The 16799-nt window shown below is 69.5% G+C and carries 13 protein-coding genes; 10 read left to right on the top strand and 3 right to left on the bottom strand.

Annotated elements, in window-relative coordinates; all coding sequences use genetic code 11:
• Positions 1 to 39: 39 nt before the first annotated feature.
• A complete protein-coding gene (locus DNK54_RS06175; RefSeq protein WP_110206085.1) occupies positions 40 to 2073 on the top strand; it encodes a TIGR03960 family B12-binding radical SAM protein in 2034 nt (677 codons plus the stop codon).
• A gap of 199 nt (positions 2074 to 2272) precedes the next feature.
• On the opposite strand, the gene DNK54_RS06170 is transcribed toward DNK54_RS06175, so the two are convergent.
• Genes DNK54_RS06170 through DNK54_RS06160 form a run of 3 tightly spaced genes read right to left on the bottom strand, consistent with a single transcriptional unit; the run spans position 2273 to position 4962 of the window.
• Positions 2273 to 3508, bottom strand: a complete 1236-nt coding sequence (locus tag DNK54_RS06170; RefSeq protein WP_239459954.1) for a CynX/NimT family MFS transporter — start codon at positions 3506 to 3508, stop codon at positions 2273 to 2275.
• Between the two features lie 49 nt (positions 3509 to 3557).
• Positions 3558 to 4358, bottom strand: coding sequence for a DUF4190 domain-containing protein (locus tag DNK54_RS06165; protein ID WP_110206083.1), 801 nt, complete (start codon positions 4356 to 4358; stop codon positions 3558 to 3560).
• 1 nt (position 4359) lies between these two features.
• On the bottom strand, positions 4360 to 4962 hold the full coding sequence (locus tag DNK54_RS06160; protein ID WP_110206082.1) for a hypothetical protein: 603 nt from the start codon (positions 4960 to 4962) through the stop codon (positions 4360 to 4362).
• Positions 4963 to 5040: 78 nt separating this feature from the next.
• Here DNK54_RS06160 and DNK54_RS06155 point away from each other — a divergent pair, with 78 nt between their 5' ends.
• The 9 genes from DNK54_RS06155 to proB all read left to right on the top strand — a co-directional run bounded on the left by DNK54_RS06155 (position 5041) and on the right by proB (position 16799).
• Entirely contained in the window at positions 5041 to 6222 is a 1182-nt protein-coding gene (locus tag DNK54_RS06155; protein WP_110206081.1) for a winged helix DNA-binding domain-containing protein, read from the top strand.
• Between the two features lie 29 nt (positions 6223 to 6251).
• Positions 6252 to 6959: a TIGR03936 family radical SAM-associated protein gene (locus DNK54_RS06150; RefSeq protein ID WP_110206080.1), complete on the top strand. Its 708-nt coding sequence runs from the start codon at positions 6252 to 6254 to the stop codon at positions 6957 to 6959.
• A 312-nt stretch (positions 6960 to 7271) separates the two neighbouring features.
• Positions 7272 to 10622 carry an Rne/Rng family ribonuclease gene (locus DNK54_RS06145; RefSeq protein ID WP_110206079.1) on the top strand — a complete coding sequence of 1117 codons (3351 nt, stop codon included), beginning with the start codon at positions 7272 to 7274 and terminating at the stop codon, positions 10620 to 10622.
• Between the two features lie 142 nt (positions 10623 to 10764).
• Positions 10765 to 12048: an O-acetylhomoserine aminocarboxypropyltransferase/cysteine synthase family protein gene (locus tag DNK54_RS06140; RefSeq protein ID WP_110206449.1), complete on the top strand. Its 1284-nt coding sequence runs from the start codon at positions 10765 to 10767 to the stop codon at positions 12046 to 12048.
• The gene (gene metX / locus DNK54_RS06135) at positions 11954 to 13201 is read left to right on the top strand and encodes a homoserine O-acetyltransferase MetX (RefSeq protein ID WP_420846361.1); all 1248 of its coding nucleotides are present in this window, start codon (positions 11954 to 11956) and stop codon (positions 13199 to 13201) included. Before DNK54_RS06140 ends, metX begins: the two co-directional genes overlap by 95 nt.
• 184 nt (positions 13202 to 13385) lie before the next feature.
• The gene (gene rplU, locus DNK54_RS06130) at positions 13386 to 13694 is read left to right on the top strand and encodes a 50S ribosomal protein L21 (RefSeq protein WP_110206447.1); all 309 of its coding nucleotides are present in this window, start codon (positions 13386 to 13388) and stop codon (positions 13692 to 13694) included.
• A 69-nt stretch (positions 13695 to 13763) separates the two neighbouring features.
• Positions 13764 to 14018, top strand: a complete 255-nt coding sequence (gene rpmA, locus DNK54_RS06125; RefSeq protein WP_110206078.1) for a 50S ribosomal protein L27 — start codon at positions 13764 to 13766, stop codon at positions 14016 to 14018.
• 97 nt (positions 14019 to 14115) lie between these two features.
• Positions 14116 to 15678 carry a GTPase ObgE gene (obgE, locus tag DNK54_RS06120; RefSeq protein WP_110206077.1) on the top strand — a complete coding sequence of 521 codons (1563 nt, stop codon included), beginning with the start codon at positions 14116 to 14118 and terminating at the stop codon, positions 15676 to 15678.
• Entirely contained in the window at positions 15675 to 16799 is a 1125-nt protein-coding gene (proB, locus tag DNK54_RS06115) for a glutamate 5-kinase (protein ID WP_110206076.1), read from the top strand. The genes obgE and proB overlap by 4 nt, the downstream gene beginning before the upstream one ends.

The raw sequence follows: 16799 nt of genomic DNA, 5'->3' as shown, positions 1-16799 counted from the left end.
TTTGGCCTTGTTTCCCCGATTGCCGAGGTGTGACCCCCTGTGACCACGACAGGTCCCGACCAGCGTGTCCAGTCCGAGCCGGAGTCCGTCTTCCCGCGCCTCGAACCCCGCCTCGCCTCGGTGCAGAAGCCGATCCAGTACGTCGGTGGCGAGCTCAACTCCACCGTCAAGGCCTGGGAGTGTGGCGCCGATACCGACGGCGGCACCACCGTGCGGTGGGCGCTCATGTACCCCGATGCCTACGAGGTGGGACTGCCCAACCAGGGTGTGCAGATCCTCTACGAGGTGCTCAACGAGCGTGACTGGATCCTGGCCGAACGGACCTACTCGGTGTGGCCGGACCTCGAGAAGGTGATGCGCGAGGGTGACGAGCAGGGCCCGATCCCGCAGTTCACCGTCGACGCCCACCGCCCGGTCGGTGCCTTCGACCTCTTCGGCATCAGCTTCTCCACCGAGCTCGGCTACACCAACCTGCTCAACGCCATCGACCTGGCGCAGATCCCGCTCCACGCCGTGGACCGCGGTGAGGGCGACCCGGTCGTGATCGCCGGCGGCCACGCGTCCTTCAACCCGGAGCCGATCTCGGACTTCATCGACGCCGCCGTCCCTGGCGACGGCGAAGAGGTCGTGCTCAAGATCTCCGAAGTCGTGCGGGAGTGGAAGCAGGAGAGCGCCGCCAACGGCGGCCACTTCGAGAGTGGTCGTACGCCGCGCGACGAGCTGCTCTTCCGGCTCGCCGCCACCGGGGGCGTCTACGTGCCGAAGTTCTACGACGTCAGCTACGACGAGACAACCGGCGAGATCGCGGGCGTGGTGCCCGCGCTCGCCGGTGTTCCGGCACGGGTACGCAAGCACACCCTGATGGACCTCGACGCGTGGCCCTACCCCGCCAAGCCGCTGGTGCCGCTTGCGGAGACCGTCCACGAGCGGTTCTCGGTGGAGATCTTCCGCGGCTGCACCCGTGGCTGCCGCTTCTGCCAGGCTGGCATGATCACGCGCCCGGTGCGGGAGCGCTCGATCACCACCATCGGTGACATGGTCGAGAACGGCATCCGCAAGTCCGGCTTCGAGGAGGTCGGACTGCTCTCGCTCTCCAGCGCCGACCACACCGAGATCGGTGACGTCGCCAAGGGGCTGGCCGACCGCTACGAGGGCTCCAACGTCTCGTTGTCGCTGCCCTCCACCCGTGTCGACGCCTTCAACATCTCGCTCGCCAACGAGTTCTCCCGCAACGGTCGCCGATCCGGTCTCACCTTCGCCCCCGAGGGTGGCTCCGAGCGGATGCGCAAGGTCATCAACAAGATGGTCAGCGAGGAGGATCTGATCCGCACGGTCGCGGCGGCGTACTCCCACGGGTGGCGGCAGGTGAAGCTCTACTTCATGTGTGGGCTGCCGACCGAGACCGACGAGGACGTCCTGGGCATCGCCGACCTCGCCAAGAAGGTGATCGCCAAGGGACGCGAGGTCTCCGGTCGCAACGACATCCGCTGCACCGTCTCCATCGGAGGCTTCGTGCCGAAGTCGCACACCCCGTTCCAGTGGGCCGCGCAGCTCGATCCCGAGACCACCGACGAGCGGCTCCGCAAGCTCCGCGACGAGGTGCGCAACGACAAGCGCTTCGGTCGCGCCATCGGCTTCCGCTACCACGACGGCAAGCCGGGACTGATCGAGGGCCTGCTCTCACGGGGTGACCGGCGGGTGGGCCGGATCATCGAGGAGGTATGGCGCGACGGTGGCCGGTTCGATGGCTGGAGCGAGCACTTCAGCTTCGAGCGCTGGCAGCAGGCCGCCGAGCGCGCGCTCGAGGGCACTGGCGTCGACCTGTGGTGGTTCACCACCCGCGAGCGGGGCTACGACGAGATCCTGCCCTGGGACCACCTCGACTCCGGTCTCGACAAGGACTGGCTGTGGGGCGACTGGGAGGACGCCCTCGCCGCTGCCGACGGTGAGGACATCGAGATCGAGGACTGCCGCTGGACCCCCTGCTACGACTGCGGCGTCTGCCCCGAGATGAGCACCGAGATCCAGATCGGGCCCACCGGCCAGAAGCTCCTCCCCCTTTCCGTCGTCTGACACCGACTAGTTCCCCGCCCGGGCGGGGAACTAGTCGCTTGGTGTGTGTAGCTACGGCCTACAAGCGCACAAAAAGGTGACACAGTGCGCCAGTTGTGCCGTGGAGGATGACAGAAGCGACGTACCCGCGTGACTCCTCAGGCGTCCCACCTGCCGTGGAAATTGGTTGCTTGGTGTGCGTAGCTACGCACACCAAGTGTCAGTTTCCCCGCCCGGGCGGGGAAACATGAGGCGGGTGGGGCAGTTGGTCTTCGACGAAGCCGGGGCGGGCGGCGCGTAGGCCGACGAAGAGCTGGGGGATGGTGAGGGCGACGAGGAACCAGAGGGGGACCTGCCAACCGCCGGTGGCGTCGTACAGGGCGCCCATGGTGAAGGGGCCGACGGCGGCGAGGATGTAGCCGACGGACTGGGTGAAGCCGGAGAGTGCGGCGGTGCCGGCGGGGGTGCGGGTGCGTAGGCCGATCATGGTGAGCACCAGCGGGAAGGTGCAGGCGCCGATACCGACGAGGATCGCGCAGGGCAGGGCAAGGGAGTGCGGTGCGACCATCAGGCCGAGGTAGCCGAGTGGGTAGCACGCCATCACACAGAGGAGGATCCCGCGCTGGTCGGTGCGACGTGCAGCCGCCGCCGGGAGCCAGAGCGAGAGCGGGATGCTGACCGCGGCCACGACCCCGACGAGGTTGCCGGCCATCGTGGGGGAGTAGCCGGAGTCACGCCACAGCTGCGCGAACCAGCCGAAGATCGAGTACGCCTGCAGCGACTGGAGGCCGAAGAAGACGGCCATCAGCCAGCCGAGCCTGGTGCGGGCGATGTCGGTCAGGGAGATCTCGTGCCGGGCCCGCTCGACGTGCTTGTCGTGCACGATCAGGGAGAGCCAGGGCAGGGCTGACACCGCGGCGAGGACGGCCCACACACCGAGACCGGCGCGCCAGCCTCCGAAGGCGTCGCTGATGGGGACGGTCAGCATCAGCGAGGCCGTCAAGCCGATGGCCAGCGAGGTCGTGTAGGCGGCCGTCATCAGCCCGATGCGGTTCGGGAAGTGCAGCTTGATCAGCGACGGCAACAGCACGTTCGCCGCTGCCATGCCGGCGAGGGCCACCATGGTGAGGAGGAGGAAGGGCGCCGCGGAGTCGACCAGCGAGCGCCCGCCGAGGCCCGCCACCACGCATCCGAGCGCGAGGAGCGTCACGCGATGCACCCCGAGTCTCGCTGCGGCCCAGGGGGCGAGCGCACCGAAGCCGGCGAAGGCCAGCACCGGCAGCGAGGTGAGGACGCCGGCCACGGTGTGCGACATATCCAGGCCGTCGGTGACCTCCTCCAGCACCGGTCCGACGCTCACGGCGGCAGGGCGCAGATTCACCGAGACGGTCAGGATGCCGACCAGGACCAGCAGACGCTGGGCAGAAAGAGCGGGGCGGGGCCGGGAAACAGACACAAGATCCATCGTCTCCCGACCCCGCCCGGGGCCATGCTTCGGGGTCTGCTCAGTCCACGTAGCTCTTGTTGAGATCGCCCGAGTCGGCCTCGAAGTAGCAGATCACGGTGTCGCCGGCCTTGGGGTCCTTCGGATCCTCGGTGGCCCAGCCCATCGTGGCTCGCTTGCCGTCGAGATCGAGGTGCCCGGTGCCGTCGGGGCTGTACTTGCTGAGCTTCTCCATGCCGCTCAGGCAGGTGTTGACGCTCGCGCGGCCCCCGTTGTCGTCGATCTCCTTGGCGTCCTCGGCAGAGAGCTTCTCAACCGCGTAGATCTGGGCGTCGTGGTCGTCGCCGCAGTCGGACTTCATCAACGTGATCGTGTTGTCGTCGCCGTCCTCGATGTTGACGCACTGGCCGACCTCGGCGTTGTCGGGGGTGACGACCTTCCCCGCGTACCAGACGATGCCGACGATGGCGCCACCCAGGATGAGCGTGCCGATGATGCCGACCGGAATCGCCGTGACGGCGGCCCAGCGGCCCTTGCGCTGGTCGTTCTTGGTGCGGCTCAGGCCGACGAAGCCGAGGATCAGGCCGATCAACGAGAGGCAGCAGGTGAGGCTGAGCACGAACGCTGCGATAGAGACGCCGTCCGTGGGGCGGCTCGCGTCGTTGCCTCCCTGCCAGTTCTGGTACTGGCCGAACTGCCCTGGCTGCTGTTGCTGCCAAGGAGCTGACGGCTGCTGGCCGTAGGCGGGCTGCTCCTGGCCCGATGGACCCGAGCCGTAGCTCTGGTGGGTCGGCGGCGGCGGGTACTCGCCCGGGTTCTCGGGATTGTCCCCGGAGCCGGGGTAGGAAGGTGGCTGGCTCATGTCAGTCCTCTGCGTGCGGTTCGGTGGTGTTGGCCACCACCATGCCGGTCATCTTCTCTCCTGTCCTGCTGCGTAGGAAACACGCCACCCGGGTATCCGCGGAAATCTCTCCCTCCGGCGCGAGCGGTCGAACCTCCAACCCGGCTTGGGTGATCTCCTCGAGGCTCGAACCCCGACCGGCCAGCGCCTCGCTGCAGCGCCTGCCAGCCTGGGCGAGTTCAGTCGTCTCCGAGCCGGCCAGGAGGATCGCGAACACCTCCGCATCGTGTGCCTGATCGCACGAGACGCTGCGGAGGTCGTCGACACGCGTGGTCGCTGCGCGCAAGCCGGCGCTGGTCAGGCACATACCTGCCTCGATCTCGTCGAGTGCTAGCGGCTCGTCGACCAGGCTGCGGTTGTAGAGGATCGCGCCCGCGGTCACCAGGCCGATCACCAGGAAGCCGGCCAGAATGCGCACGAAGGGATGGCGCCAGGTGAGCGGCGTACGGACGCGCGCGGTCTCCGGCTCGGCACCTTCGACGGGCGCGAGCTGCCCCCGCCAGAGGGGCTGGTTCGCAGGGTCGTCCTCGGGGCGAGGAGGTGGAGTGGCGCGGTGACGTGCCATCTGCCCTCCTCCCGCGCGTCGTGGCGGTCAGGCTACCCGGGCTGGCCCGGCAACGATCGCACCGCCACACTGGCCCTCATGCCCCATATCTCGGACGCGGAGCGCCTGCGGCGGATTCGGGTGCGGCATGGTCTGGATCCCGCCGCCCGCCACGCTGATCCTGACCTTGCTGCCTCGGCGATGACGGTCCTCCACGCTACTGACAGCGGGACCGTCCATCTGGCTTTGCTGGCCCGGGTCGGCGACGTGACCGTGGCGCAGATCGACGACATGCTGCACACGCGACGTTCCCTGGTGCGCCAGCTCGCGATGCGCCGCACGCTCTTCGCGGTGCCGCGGGAGTTGTTGCCGGCCGTGGTCGGCAGTGCAGGCATCCGGGTCGCGGATGTCCAGCGCAAGGCGCTGATCAAGGACGTCGAGCGCTGTGAGCTCGCGCGCGACGGTAGCGGCTGGCTGCGCCAGGCCGAAGCGGCGGTGCGCGACTTCCTGGCCGATGGCCGACAGCACACCGCAACCGAGGTGCGGGCAGCCGTGCCCGAGGTCGCGGGGGTGCTCCAGATGGCGCCGGGCAAGCCGTACGGCGGCGACGCGCCTGTCGCGCCTCGTGTCCTGACCGTGCTCAGTGCGGCCGGCGACGTGGTGCGCGCCCGGCAGACCCACCATTGGCGCTTGAACAAGCCGACCTGGGCGTCGATGGACTCCTGGCTCGGCGCTCCGCTGGAGCGCATCGACCAGTCGACCGGGTACGCGATCCTGGTCGAGCGGTGGCTGCGCACCTTCGGGCCAGGCACCGAGGACGACATCGTGTGGTGGCTCGGCGCCACCAAGGCAGCCGTACGCCGCGCGCTCGCCGACGCGGCGGCTGTCCAGGTCTCGCTCGATGACGGCAGCATCGGCTGGGTGCTTCCCGACGACCTGGAGCAGACGCCGGAGGGCGACTCCTGGGTGGCGTTGCTGCCGCCGCTCGATCCCACGGTGATGGGCTGGAAGCGGCGTGGCTTCCTGCTCGGTGAGTGGGAGGAGCCGCTCTTCGACGGCCGGGGCAATGCCGGCTCGACCGCCTGGGTCGACGGCCGACCGGTGGGCTGTTGGGTGCAGGAGCCCGACGCGTCCGTCCGGATCTCCTACCTGCGCGATGTGTCGGCGTCTGCTCGCAGGGCACTCGAGGCGGAGGGGGAGCGGATTGCGGCGTGGTGCGAGGGGGTCCCGGTCAACTCGATCTGGGTCTCCCACGCCATGCGGGCCGCGCTGGGGCGCTGAGAACCTCGTCGCGCCGGTATCGTGCCGGCGTGCGCGAACAGCCCCAGCAGCAAGCCCCGCCCGTCCAACGACTCCGGATCCGCTACGCCAAGCGCGGCCGGATGCGCTTCACCAGCCATCGAGACTTCAGTCGTGCCTTCGAGCGCGCCGTCTTCCGGGCCCGGCTGCCCATGGCCTACTCCTCGGGCTTCAACCCGCACCCGCGGATCTCGTACGCCGGAGCGGCGCCGACCGGCTCGGCAAGCGAGGCGGAGTTCCTCGAGATCGCCCTTGCTGAGGTGCTGGATCCAGCGGCGGTCGTCGGACAGCTGGCGGAGGTGATGCCGGAGGGACTCGACGTCCTGACCGTGGTCGAGGCAGGTCCGGGATCGTTGGCCGACCGCCTTGAGGCAAGTCACTGGCGACTCGATGTGCCGCAGCCGGCGGAGACGGTCGGTGCGGCGGTCGCAGAGTTCCTCGCCCGTGACGAGGTCGAGGTTCAACGCATGACGAAGAAGGGCCTGCGCACCTTCGACTGTCGGGCCGCCGTGCTCTCCCTGGCCGTGGCTGAGGACGGCTCCGGCACTCGCCTGGACCTGGTGCTGCGACACGGTACGCCGAGTGTGCGCCCCGACGACCTCCTCACCGCTCTCAGCGAGGTGAGCGGGGCTGCGCTGGGGGAGCGAGTGCTCCTCACCCGTCTTGCTCAAGGACCCCTGGGTGACGACGGCACGGTCGGCGACCCGCTCTCGCAATGACCGATTGCGGCCGGCGGTGTGCGATACTCCCCACAGGTCGTCGTGCTGTGGCTTGCCAGGCACCCCGACCCGACGACGTTCTCGCCGGGCCGCCAGGTTCGGCACACTGAGTGACGACGGCGACCAACGGACCGCGACGTGGCCTGCGCTGGTGACAGCAGCGCAAAGGTCTTGCGACCGCGGCGGGTGGACACGGTTGCACCAGTGACGCGACGCGGAGGGCTCGTCGCCACCTGAAGCTTGACGTCTCCGGCACTTGTGTCGGGAGACGGTGACCAGGTGCCGCCTCTGGGCGCACCGAGGAGCGTGACCATGCTCGACGAGAACCCCACTGCCGGTCCGGAGAACACCCCGGAGAGCAACCCGGAGCCCAGCGATGCCGCACCGGCCAAGAAGGCCGCCAAGCGTGCGCCGCGCAAGACCACGAAGAAGGCTGCCCCGGAGCCCGAGCAGCCTTCGCTGCTCGACGATGCAACTGCCGAGACGGGCGAGCCGGCGGAGCCGGTGAAGAAGGCCGCGAAGAAGACGGCGGCGAAGAAGACCGCCGCCAAGAAGACGGCGGCGAAGAAGACCACCGCCAAGAAGACGGCGGCGAAGAAAGCGTCGGTGGAGGAGCCTGCTCCCGAGATCGGGGAGGCAGCTGCCCCCGAGGCCGCCCCCGAGGTCGCCGACCCGGCGCCGGTGAAGAAGGCCGCCAAGCGTGCGCCGCGCAAGACCGCCAAGAAGGCGGCTGTGGCCCCGGTCGCAGAGCCAGCGGACCCGGTGGCAGAGCCAGTCGACCCGTCGGTGGAGACCCGGGCCGTCGAGCAGGCTGCCGTGACAGAGCCGTCCGCGGAGCCTGCCCCGGTCAAGAAGGCGGCCACTCGCCGCACCCGTGCTCGCAAGGCCGCTGAGCCTGCCCCGGCGGTCGCCGAAGCGCCCACCGGAGCGGAGGCGGCTTCTGCCGACGACGAGGGCACCGAGCCCGCCGTCGCCGTGCCGCTCTTCCAGGCACCGGAGAAGCCGAAGCGGACCCGTAGTCGCAAGAAGGCCGCTCCGGCGGTCGAGGAGCCTGCTGTCGACGAGGCCGCGCCGGTCGACGCTGAGGAGGCGCAGGACGCCCCCGGCCAGGGAGACACGGAGCAGGCGGAGACGACGCAGCCCCAGACCGAGCCCACCGAGACTGAGCCCACCGAGACGGCGCCGGCTGAGACCGGCGAGGAGAACGACTCCGCCACCGACGACGAGGAGTCTGGCCAGGGCGGTGGCCGTCGTCGCCGCCGTCGGGGTGGCCGACGTCGTCGCAAGGGCAACGCCGAGGGCGGCGAGCACGCCGAGGCGGAGGGCGAGGCGGCCGAAGCCGACACGACCGGCGCATCGGGTCAGAGCGACGACGACGGCGCGAGCGACGAGGAGCAGGGCGAGGGCGGCTCACGTCGTCGCCGCCGCCGTCGCCGGGCCGGTGAGGCTTCCGGGGAGGCCAACGACGACCCGGCCAACACGGTGACCCGGGTTCGGGCGACCCGTTCGCCCGAGGACCAGATCACCGCCGTCTCCGGCTCTACGCGCCTGGAGGCGAAGAAGCAGCGTCGCCGCGAGGGCCGCGAGGCCGGACGCCGCCGGGCCCCGATCGTGAGTGAGGCCGAGTTCCTGGCTCGCCGGGAGTCGGTGGACCGGGTCATGGTGGTGCGCCAGAAGGGCGAGCTCACCCAGATCGGCGTCCTCGAGGACAAGGTCCTCGTGGAGCACTACGTCTCTCGAGAGTCGCAGAACTCTCTGATCGGCAACGTCTACGTCGGTCGCGTCCAGAACGTGCTGCCCTCGATGGAGGCGGCCTTCGTCGACATCGGCAAGGGTCGCAACGCGGTGCTGTACGCCGGCGAGGTCAACTGGTCGGCGCTGGGGCACAAGGAGGGTCAGCCGCGCAAGATCGAGTCTGTCCTCTCCAGCGGCCAGTCCGTCCTGGTGCAGGTCACCAAGGACCCGATCGGCCACAAGGGCGCCAGGCTGACCAGCCAGATCAGTCTGGCCGGCCGCTTCCTGGTCTACGTGCCGGACGGGACGACCTCGGGCATCTCCCGCAAGCTTCCCGACACGGAGCGGGCGCGACTCAAGAGCCTGCTGAAGGAGATCGTCCCCGACTCTGCCGGCGTGATCGTGCGTACGGCGGCCGAGGGCGCGTCGGAGGACGAGCTCACGCTCGACGTGGAGCGGCTCAAGGCACGCTGGGAGGACATCGAGAAGAAGTCCACCCAGGGCAGCGCGCCCAAGCTCCTGTACGGCGAGCCGGACCTGACCCTCAAGGTCGTGCGCGACCTCTTCACCGAGGACTTCAGCAAGCTGGTCGTCGAGGGTGACGAGGCGTGGGAGACGGTGCACGGTTACGTCGAGCACGTCGCGCCGGACCTGTTGGACCGTGTCGAGCGGTTCGTGCCTACCGAAGGTGGGGACTCGTTCTCCGTCTTCCGGATCGACGAGCAGATCGCCAAGGGGCTGGACCGCAAGGTGTGGCTGCCGTCGGGTGGCTCGCTGATCATCGACCGCACCGAGGCGATGACGGTCGTCGACGTCAACACCGGCAAGTTCACCGGTTCCGGAGGCAACCTCGAGGAGACGGTCACCAAGAACAACCTGGAGGCGGCCGAGGAGATCGTGCGCCAGCTCCGGCTGCGCGACATCGGCGGCATCATCGTCGTCGACTTCATCGACATGGTGCTGGAGTCCAACCGCGACCTGGTGCTGCGTCGGCTGGTCGAGTGCCTGGGCCGCGATCGGACCCGCCACCAGGTCGCCGAGGTGACCTCCCTGGGCCTGGTCCAGATGACCCGCAAGCGGATCGGCACCGGTCTGCTGGAGGCGTTCAGCGAGAACTGCGAGCACTGCCAGGGCCGCGGTCTCGTGGTGCACGACATGCCGATCGAGCCGCGTCGCTCCGAGGACGACAACCGGCGCGGGGGCGGCCGCCGAGGCAAGGGCCGAGGCGAGCAGAAGTCCGACCAGCAGAAGTCCGAGCAGAGCAAGCCTGAGGGCAAGCAGGCTCCGAAGCCGGTCGCTCCCTCACCCAAGGACCTGGCCGGCAGCACGCGCCCCGAGGCCGAGGCGCTCGACGAGCCCCCGGTCACCGATGCGCGGTCTGCTGCGAAGGCAGAGCGCCCCGCTGCCGCGGAGCCGTCCGGTTGGAGCCGTCCGGAGCCGACGCCCGCGGCGGAGACGCCGAGCGAGCAGCCGGCGGCAGAGGCCGCGGAGCCGCTCGCCGCAGTGGCAGGCGTCGCGGCGTCGCGCGACACGACGCCGGTGCCGGCGAGTGCTCCGGTCGAGCAGGGCGCCACGAAGCAGCGCTCTCCGGAGGCTGCGGAGCCCGCTGCCGCCGAGCCGTCGAACGGCGTTCCGGACTCCGCGCCCCGGGTCAGCACAGTGACCCGGACCCGCCGCTCCGCGCGCAGCAGCGGCGTGATCACCCCGACACAGGGCGAGCCCGTGGTGCTCACGGTGAGCACGCCCGTCGCTGCCCCGGTGACGGCTGCGGCGCCGCCCAAGGTGACGACGCGATCGCGCCGACGTGGCAAGGCGGAGCCCGCCGCGGCGGACCTGGTCTCGACCGATCCGGTCACGCCGGAGCAGAAGGCCGACGAGGGCGCCGATCTGCACGTGCCGATCAAGAAGCGCGGCACGCGCAAGCGCTGATCCGTCTCACGTGGAGGACACCCCGGGAAAGGGGTCTCCTCCACGTCAGAATGTGGACGGTTCGTGGCCCGGCTGGGCCCTGCTAGTAATGTCTATCAAGTCAGTCGACTTTGGATCACCTTCGATGAGGAAGAGTGTGAACATGACCTACCGTCCCGAGACCCTTGCCGTGCATGCCGGCCAGGAGCAGGCCGACCCCGCGACCAACTCGCGGGCCGTGCCGATCTACCAGACCACCTCCTACGTCTTCAACGACACCGAGCACGCGGCCAACCTCTTCGCGCTCGCCGAGCCCGGCAACATCTACACCCGGATCATGAACCCGACTCAGGACGTGTTCGAGCAGCGGATGACGCAGCTCGAAGGCGGTGTGGGTGCCCTCGCCGTGGCCTCGGGGTCGACCGCGACGACGTACGCCGTGCTCAACCTGGCGGGCGCGGGCGACAACATCGTCGCGCTCTCCACCCTGTACGGCGGCACCTACGCCCTCTTCGCGCACACGCTGCCGCAGTTCGGCATCACGGTGCGCTTCGTCGACCCGGAGAAGCCCGAGGAACTGGCTGCCGCAGTCGACGAGCGCACCCGGCTCGTCTTCGGTGAGACCCTCGGCAACCCGAAGATCAACGTGGTCGACATCCGAGCGTGGGCCGACGCCGCCCACGCGCTGGGCCTGCCGCTCATCGTCGACAACACCGCTCCGTCGCCGATGCTGTGCAAGCCGTTCGAGCTCGGCGCCGACGTCGTCGTGCACGCGGCCACCAAGTACATCGGTGGCCATGGCACCTCCATCGGCGGCATCATCGTCGACTCCGGGAACTTCGACTGGGCAGCGCACAGCGACCGGTTCCCGGGCCTCACCAAGCCCGACGCCGCCTACCACGGGGTGGTCTGGACCGAGGCCGTCGGCAACCTCGCCTACATCATCCGGGCTCGCACGGTGCTGCTGCGCAACACGGGCGCGGCCACGACTCCGATGAACTCCTGGCTCTTCCTCCAGGGGCTGGAGACCTTGCACCTGCGCATGGAGCGCCACAGCGAGAACGCCCTCAAGGTGGCGGAGTACCTCAACCAGCACGACGATGTCGCCTGGGTCAGCTACCCGGGTCTGGCTGACAGCCCCTACAAGGAGGTCGCCGACCGCACGCTCAAGGGCGGGTACGGCGGCCTGGTCAGCTTCGGGGTCAAGGCGGGGCGTGAGGGCGGCAAGAAGTTCGTCGAGGCGCTGAACCTCTTCAGCCACCTCGCCAACATCGGCGACGCCAAGTCGCTGGCGATCCACAACGCCACCACGACGCACAGCCAGCTGACTCCTGAGGAGTTGGAGGCTGCGGGTGTGCCCGAGGACATGGTGCGCCTGTCGATCGGCATCGAGCACATCGACGACATCATCGCCGACCTCGACCAGGCGCTGGCCGCCAGCAAGTGAGCTGAGCACCATCGCGACTGGCTACGTCGAGACGCAGCGGGTCGTCCTCTTTGGAGAGGACGACCCGCTGCGACTGCGTGGTGGCGGAGTGCTGCGCCACGTCGAGGTCGCCTACGAGACCTACGGCGAACTCTCACCCGAGCGCGACAACGCGATCTTCATCTGCCACGCCCTGACCGGTGATGCGCATGCCGCGGGTCTCCACCTCGGAGCGAAGAAGCGCGGCTGGTGGGACAACCTGATCGGCCACGGCAAGGCGATCGACACGGAGCGCTTCTTCGTGATCAGCGCGAACCTGCTTGGTGGCTGCTCGGGCACCACGGGCCCCCTCTCGATCGATCCGGCCACCGGGGCGGCGTACGCGATGGACTTCCCGCTCCTGCACATGTCGGACCTGGTGACCGTGCACCGGGCGCTGATGCGCCACCTGGGGGTCGACCGGCTGCACGCGGCGGTTGGCGGTTCGCTGGGCGGCATGCAGGTGCTGCAGTGGGCGATCGATGCTCCGGAGGAGATCGAACGTGCTGTCGTCGTTGCGGCATCGTCGCGACTGACCACCGAGAACATCGCCTTCTCCGCGGTCGGGCGCGAGGCGATCATGAACGACCCTCAGTTCCATGGCGGTCGCTATGCCGAGCATGGTGTCGTGCCCGCGCATGGCCAGAAGGTGGCCCGGATGATGGCGCACATCACCTATGTGTCCGCCGCCGCGCTGGCGAAGAAGTTCGGCCACGAGCGGGATTCCGCGCCCGGCGAGATGACCATGGCGCCGGACTTCGCTGTCGAGCACTACCTGCAGCACCAGGGCAACGTCTTCCTCGATCGCTTCGACGCGCTCTCCTACCTCTATCTCTCGAGATTGCTGGACTACTTCGACCCCTTCGCCGATCCGGATACGGAGACGCAGTTGCGTGGCACCGCGACCCGGTTCCGGGTGCTGTCCTTCGACAGTGACTGGCGCTTCGACACGGCGCAGTCGCGACGGATGGTCGACGAGCTGCGCCGCCTCGGTGTCGCGGTCGACTTCGACGAACTGCACTCGGTGCACGGGCACGATTCGTTCCTGCTGGAACCGCCGGGGTACCACGATGCGATCCGCTCGTTCGTCGAGGACCTGCCGCAGCCCGTTGTGGAACGCGCGGAGGTGCGCTGATGACCTACCTCACGCCATCGCTCGGGCCGTCGTTTTGCGTGCGGGGTAGTGGATCCGTAAGATGGACCCTCGGTGTGCAGCAGCACGCCTACTCCGTGTCGGCCCCGACCGACTGATCGACAGAGTCGGTCGGCGAGCACCGGAGACAGCAGGCTTTTAGATGGACACGACGAAGGAGACCGCGGTGTACGCGATCGTGCGCGCAGGCGCCACCCAGCAGAAGGTTGCCGTGGGCGACGTCATCGAGATCGACAAGGTGGAGACCGCGGTCGGCGAGTCCGTCGAGCTCCCGGTGGTGCTCCTGGTCGACGGTGAGGCCGTGACCTCCAGCGCCTCGGCGCTCGGCAACGCCTCCGTCACCGTCGAGGTCCTAGGTGGCACCAAGGGTCCCAAGATCGTGATCCAGAAGTACAAGAACAAGACCGGCTACAAGAAGCGCCAGGGTCACCGTCAGAAGTACACCCAGGTCAAGGTCACCGCGATCACCGCCTGATCCAGCTCGACCGCTCGATCCGGTCGGCTTACCGACCTGAGCCTCATCCGATCCTGAAGGACATCAACCATGGCAAGTAAGAAGGGTGCTTCCAGCACCAAGAACGGTCGTGACTCCAACGCCAAGCGCCTGGGCGTGAAGCGCTTCGGTGGCCAGGCGGTCAACGCTGGCGAGATCCTGGTCCGCCAGCGCGGCACCCAGTTCCACCCGGGCGTCAACGTGGGCCGAGGTCGCGACGACACCCTGTTCGCCCTTGCTGCCGGCGCCGTCGAGTTCGGCACCCGCCGCGGTCGGCGTGTCGTCAACATCGTCCCGGAGGCCTGAGCCTCCGCGTTCAGCAGCTTCGTCGAAGGCGTCCCTAGGATCTAGGGGCGCCTTCGCTTTTTGCGGCTCGTGACGAGCCGCGCGGAAAGGAACCCCTATGGCCGTCCCCACCTTCGTCGACCAGGTCCGGCTGAGCATCGCCGCCGGCCGTGGCGGCAACGGCGTGGCCTCCGTGCACCGCGAGAAGTTCAAGCCGCTCGGTGGCCCGGACGGGGGCAACGGCGGCCCAGGGGGTTCGGTGATCCTCCGGGTCGACCCCGACGTCACCACTCTCATCGACTACCACCACAGCCCGCGTCGGCGTGCCGAGAACGGCGGCCAGGGGGCCGGTGGCCACCGCAACGGCGGGCACGGCTCCGATCTCGTGCTCCCGGTGCCTGACGGCACCGTGGTGAGCGACGCCGAAGGCAAGGTCCTCGCCGACCTGGTCGGGCCCGGCACCGAGATGGTCATCGCCCAGGGGGGCCGTGGTGGTCTCGGCAACGCGGCGCTCGCCTCGGCGAAGCGCAAGGCGCCGGGCTTCGCCCTCCTCGGCGAGCCCGGCGACGAGCTCGAGGTGGTGCTTGAGCTCAAGGTCGTCGCCGACATCGGCCTGGTGGGCTTCCCGAGCGCCGGCAAGTCCTCCCTGATCGCCGCGATCTCGCGGGCACGACCCAAGATCGCCGACTACCCCTTCACCACGCTCGTGCCGAACCTCGGCGTGGTGCGTGCAGGAGACACGACTTTCACGGTTGCCGACGTCCCGGGCCTGATCGAGGGCGCAGCTGAGGGTCGTGGTCTCGGCCATGACTTCCTGCGGCACATCGAGCGCTGCGCGGCGCTGGTGCATGTGATCGACACGGCGAGCATCGAGCCCGGCCGCAATCCCGTCGAGGATCTCGACATCATCGAGGGCGAGCTGCAGCGCTACGGCGGTCTGGAGGACCGGCCGCGGCTGGTCGCCCTCAACAAGATCGACGTGCCGGACGGGCGTGACATCGCCTCCTTCGTGATCGACGAGCTGCGCGAGCGCGGGCTTGAGGTGTTCGAGGTCAGTGCGGCGTCCGGCGAGGGTCTCAAGGAGCTCACCTTCGCGATGGCCCGGATCGTCACCGGCGCCCGCGCCGAACGCCCGGTGGTGGAGGCAACCCGCATCGTGCTGCGCCCCGAGGCGGTCGCCGGCGGCGCGGAGTTCGCGATCACCGAGACCACGGACGGGGCCGGAGCCGGCCAGCGCGCCTGGCGGGTCCGGGGTGTGAAGCCGGAGCGCTGGGTGCGCCAGACCGACTTCAGCAACGACGAGGCCGTGGGCTTCCTGGCCGACCGCCTCAACCGGCTCGGCGTCGAGGCGAGGCTGCTCGAGATCGGTGCTGTGGAGGGCGATGCGGTGCTGATCGGAGACCCGAACAACGCGGTGGTCTTCGACTTCAAGCCTGGGATCGACGCCGGCGTCGAGATGCTCGGGCGCCGTGGTGAGGACCAGAGGTTCGGTGAGCACCGCCCGGCCGCGGAGCGCAGGCGGCGCATCGACGACGCGATGGAGTCGCGTGCTGAGAACGAGGCGCGTGCCGACGTCGCCCGCCGCATCGACGACGGAGACCCGGCCGGACCGGTCGCCTATGAGATCGGCTCCGCCGACGACCCGGACTGGCAAGAGTTCGACCCGGACTCCCAGACATGAGCTCCGTCGTACGCCGCCCCGAGGTCCTCGGCGCCCGGCGTGTCGTCATCAAGGTGGGCTCGTCCTCGCTCACCACGGCGGCGGGTGGGATCGACCCCGAGCGGGTGGCGACGCTGGTCGACGTGATCGCCGGCGTCCGCGCGCGCGGTGCCGAGGTGGTGCTCGTCTCCTCAGGCGCGATCGCGGCCGGGCTGGCTCCGCTCGGCCTGCGCCGGCGCCCGCGCAGTCTGGCCGGCCAGCAGGCGGCGGCCTCGGTGGGCCAAGGGTTGCTGGTGCATCGCTACACCGAGGAGCTTGCCCGGCACGGCCTGACGACCGGGCAGGTGCTGCTGACCGTCGACGACGTCACCCGGCGGGCCAACTACCGCAACGCCTACCAGACCTTCGCGAAGCTGCTGGAGTACGGCGTGCTGCCGATCGTCAACGAGAACGACACGGTCGCCACCTCGGAGATCCGCTTCGGCGACAACGACAGGCTCGCCGCGCTTGTCGCTCACCTGGTGCACGCCGACCTGCTGGTGCTGCTCTCCGACGTGGACGGGCTCTACGACGGCAACCCCGCTCGACCCGGGACCTCGCTGCTGAGCGAGGTACGTGGGCAGGCCGACCTGGCGGGAGTGAGCATCGGCTCGGCCGGCGCCGCGGGCGTCGGCACCGGCGGGATGGCGACCAAGGTCGAGGCGGCGCAGATCGCCACCGGCGCGGGCATCCCCGTCGTGCTCACCTCGGCGGCCAACGCCGCCGCGGCGCTTGCCGGGGAGCCGATCGGCACGCTCTTCCACCCGACCGGCCGCAAGAGGCCCACCCGGATGCTGTGGCTCAGGCACGCCACCGAGCCGAAGGGCCAGCTGCTGCTCGATGCGGGCGCGGTGCGTGCCGTGGTCGAGCGCCGCGCCTCGCTGCTCGCGGCCGGGCTCCTCGGGGCGTCGGGCGACTTCAGCGCCGGTGACCCGGTCGACCTGGTCGGTCCGGACGGCACCCCGGTCGCCCGAGGTCTGGTGAACTTCGACGCCGACGAGATTCCCCAGCTGGCGGGCAAGTCGTCCTCGGTGCTGCGCGCCGAGCTGGGGGAGGAGTACGAGCGCGAGGTCGTCCACCGCGACGGCCTGGTCGTGCTGTGA

Source organism: Nocardioides daejeonensis, assembly GCF_003194585.1.
GTDB classification, from domain to species: domain Bacteria; phylum Actinomycetota; class Actinomycetes; order Propionibacteriales; family Nocardioidaceae; genus Nocardioides; species Nocardioides daejeonensis.
Note: the sequence above shows the minus strand (reverse complement) of the source record. Positions and strands in the feature narration are given on the sequence as shown.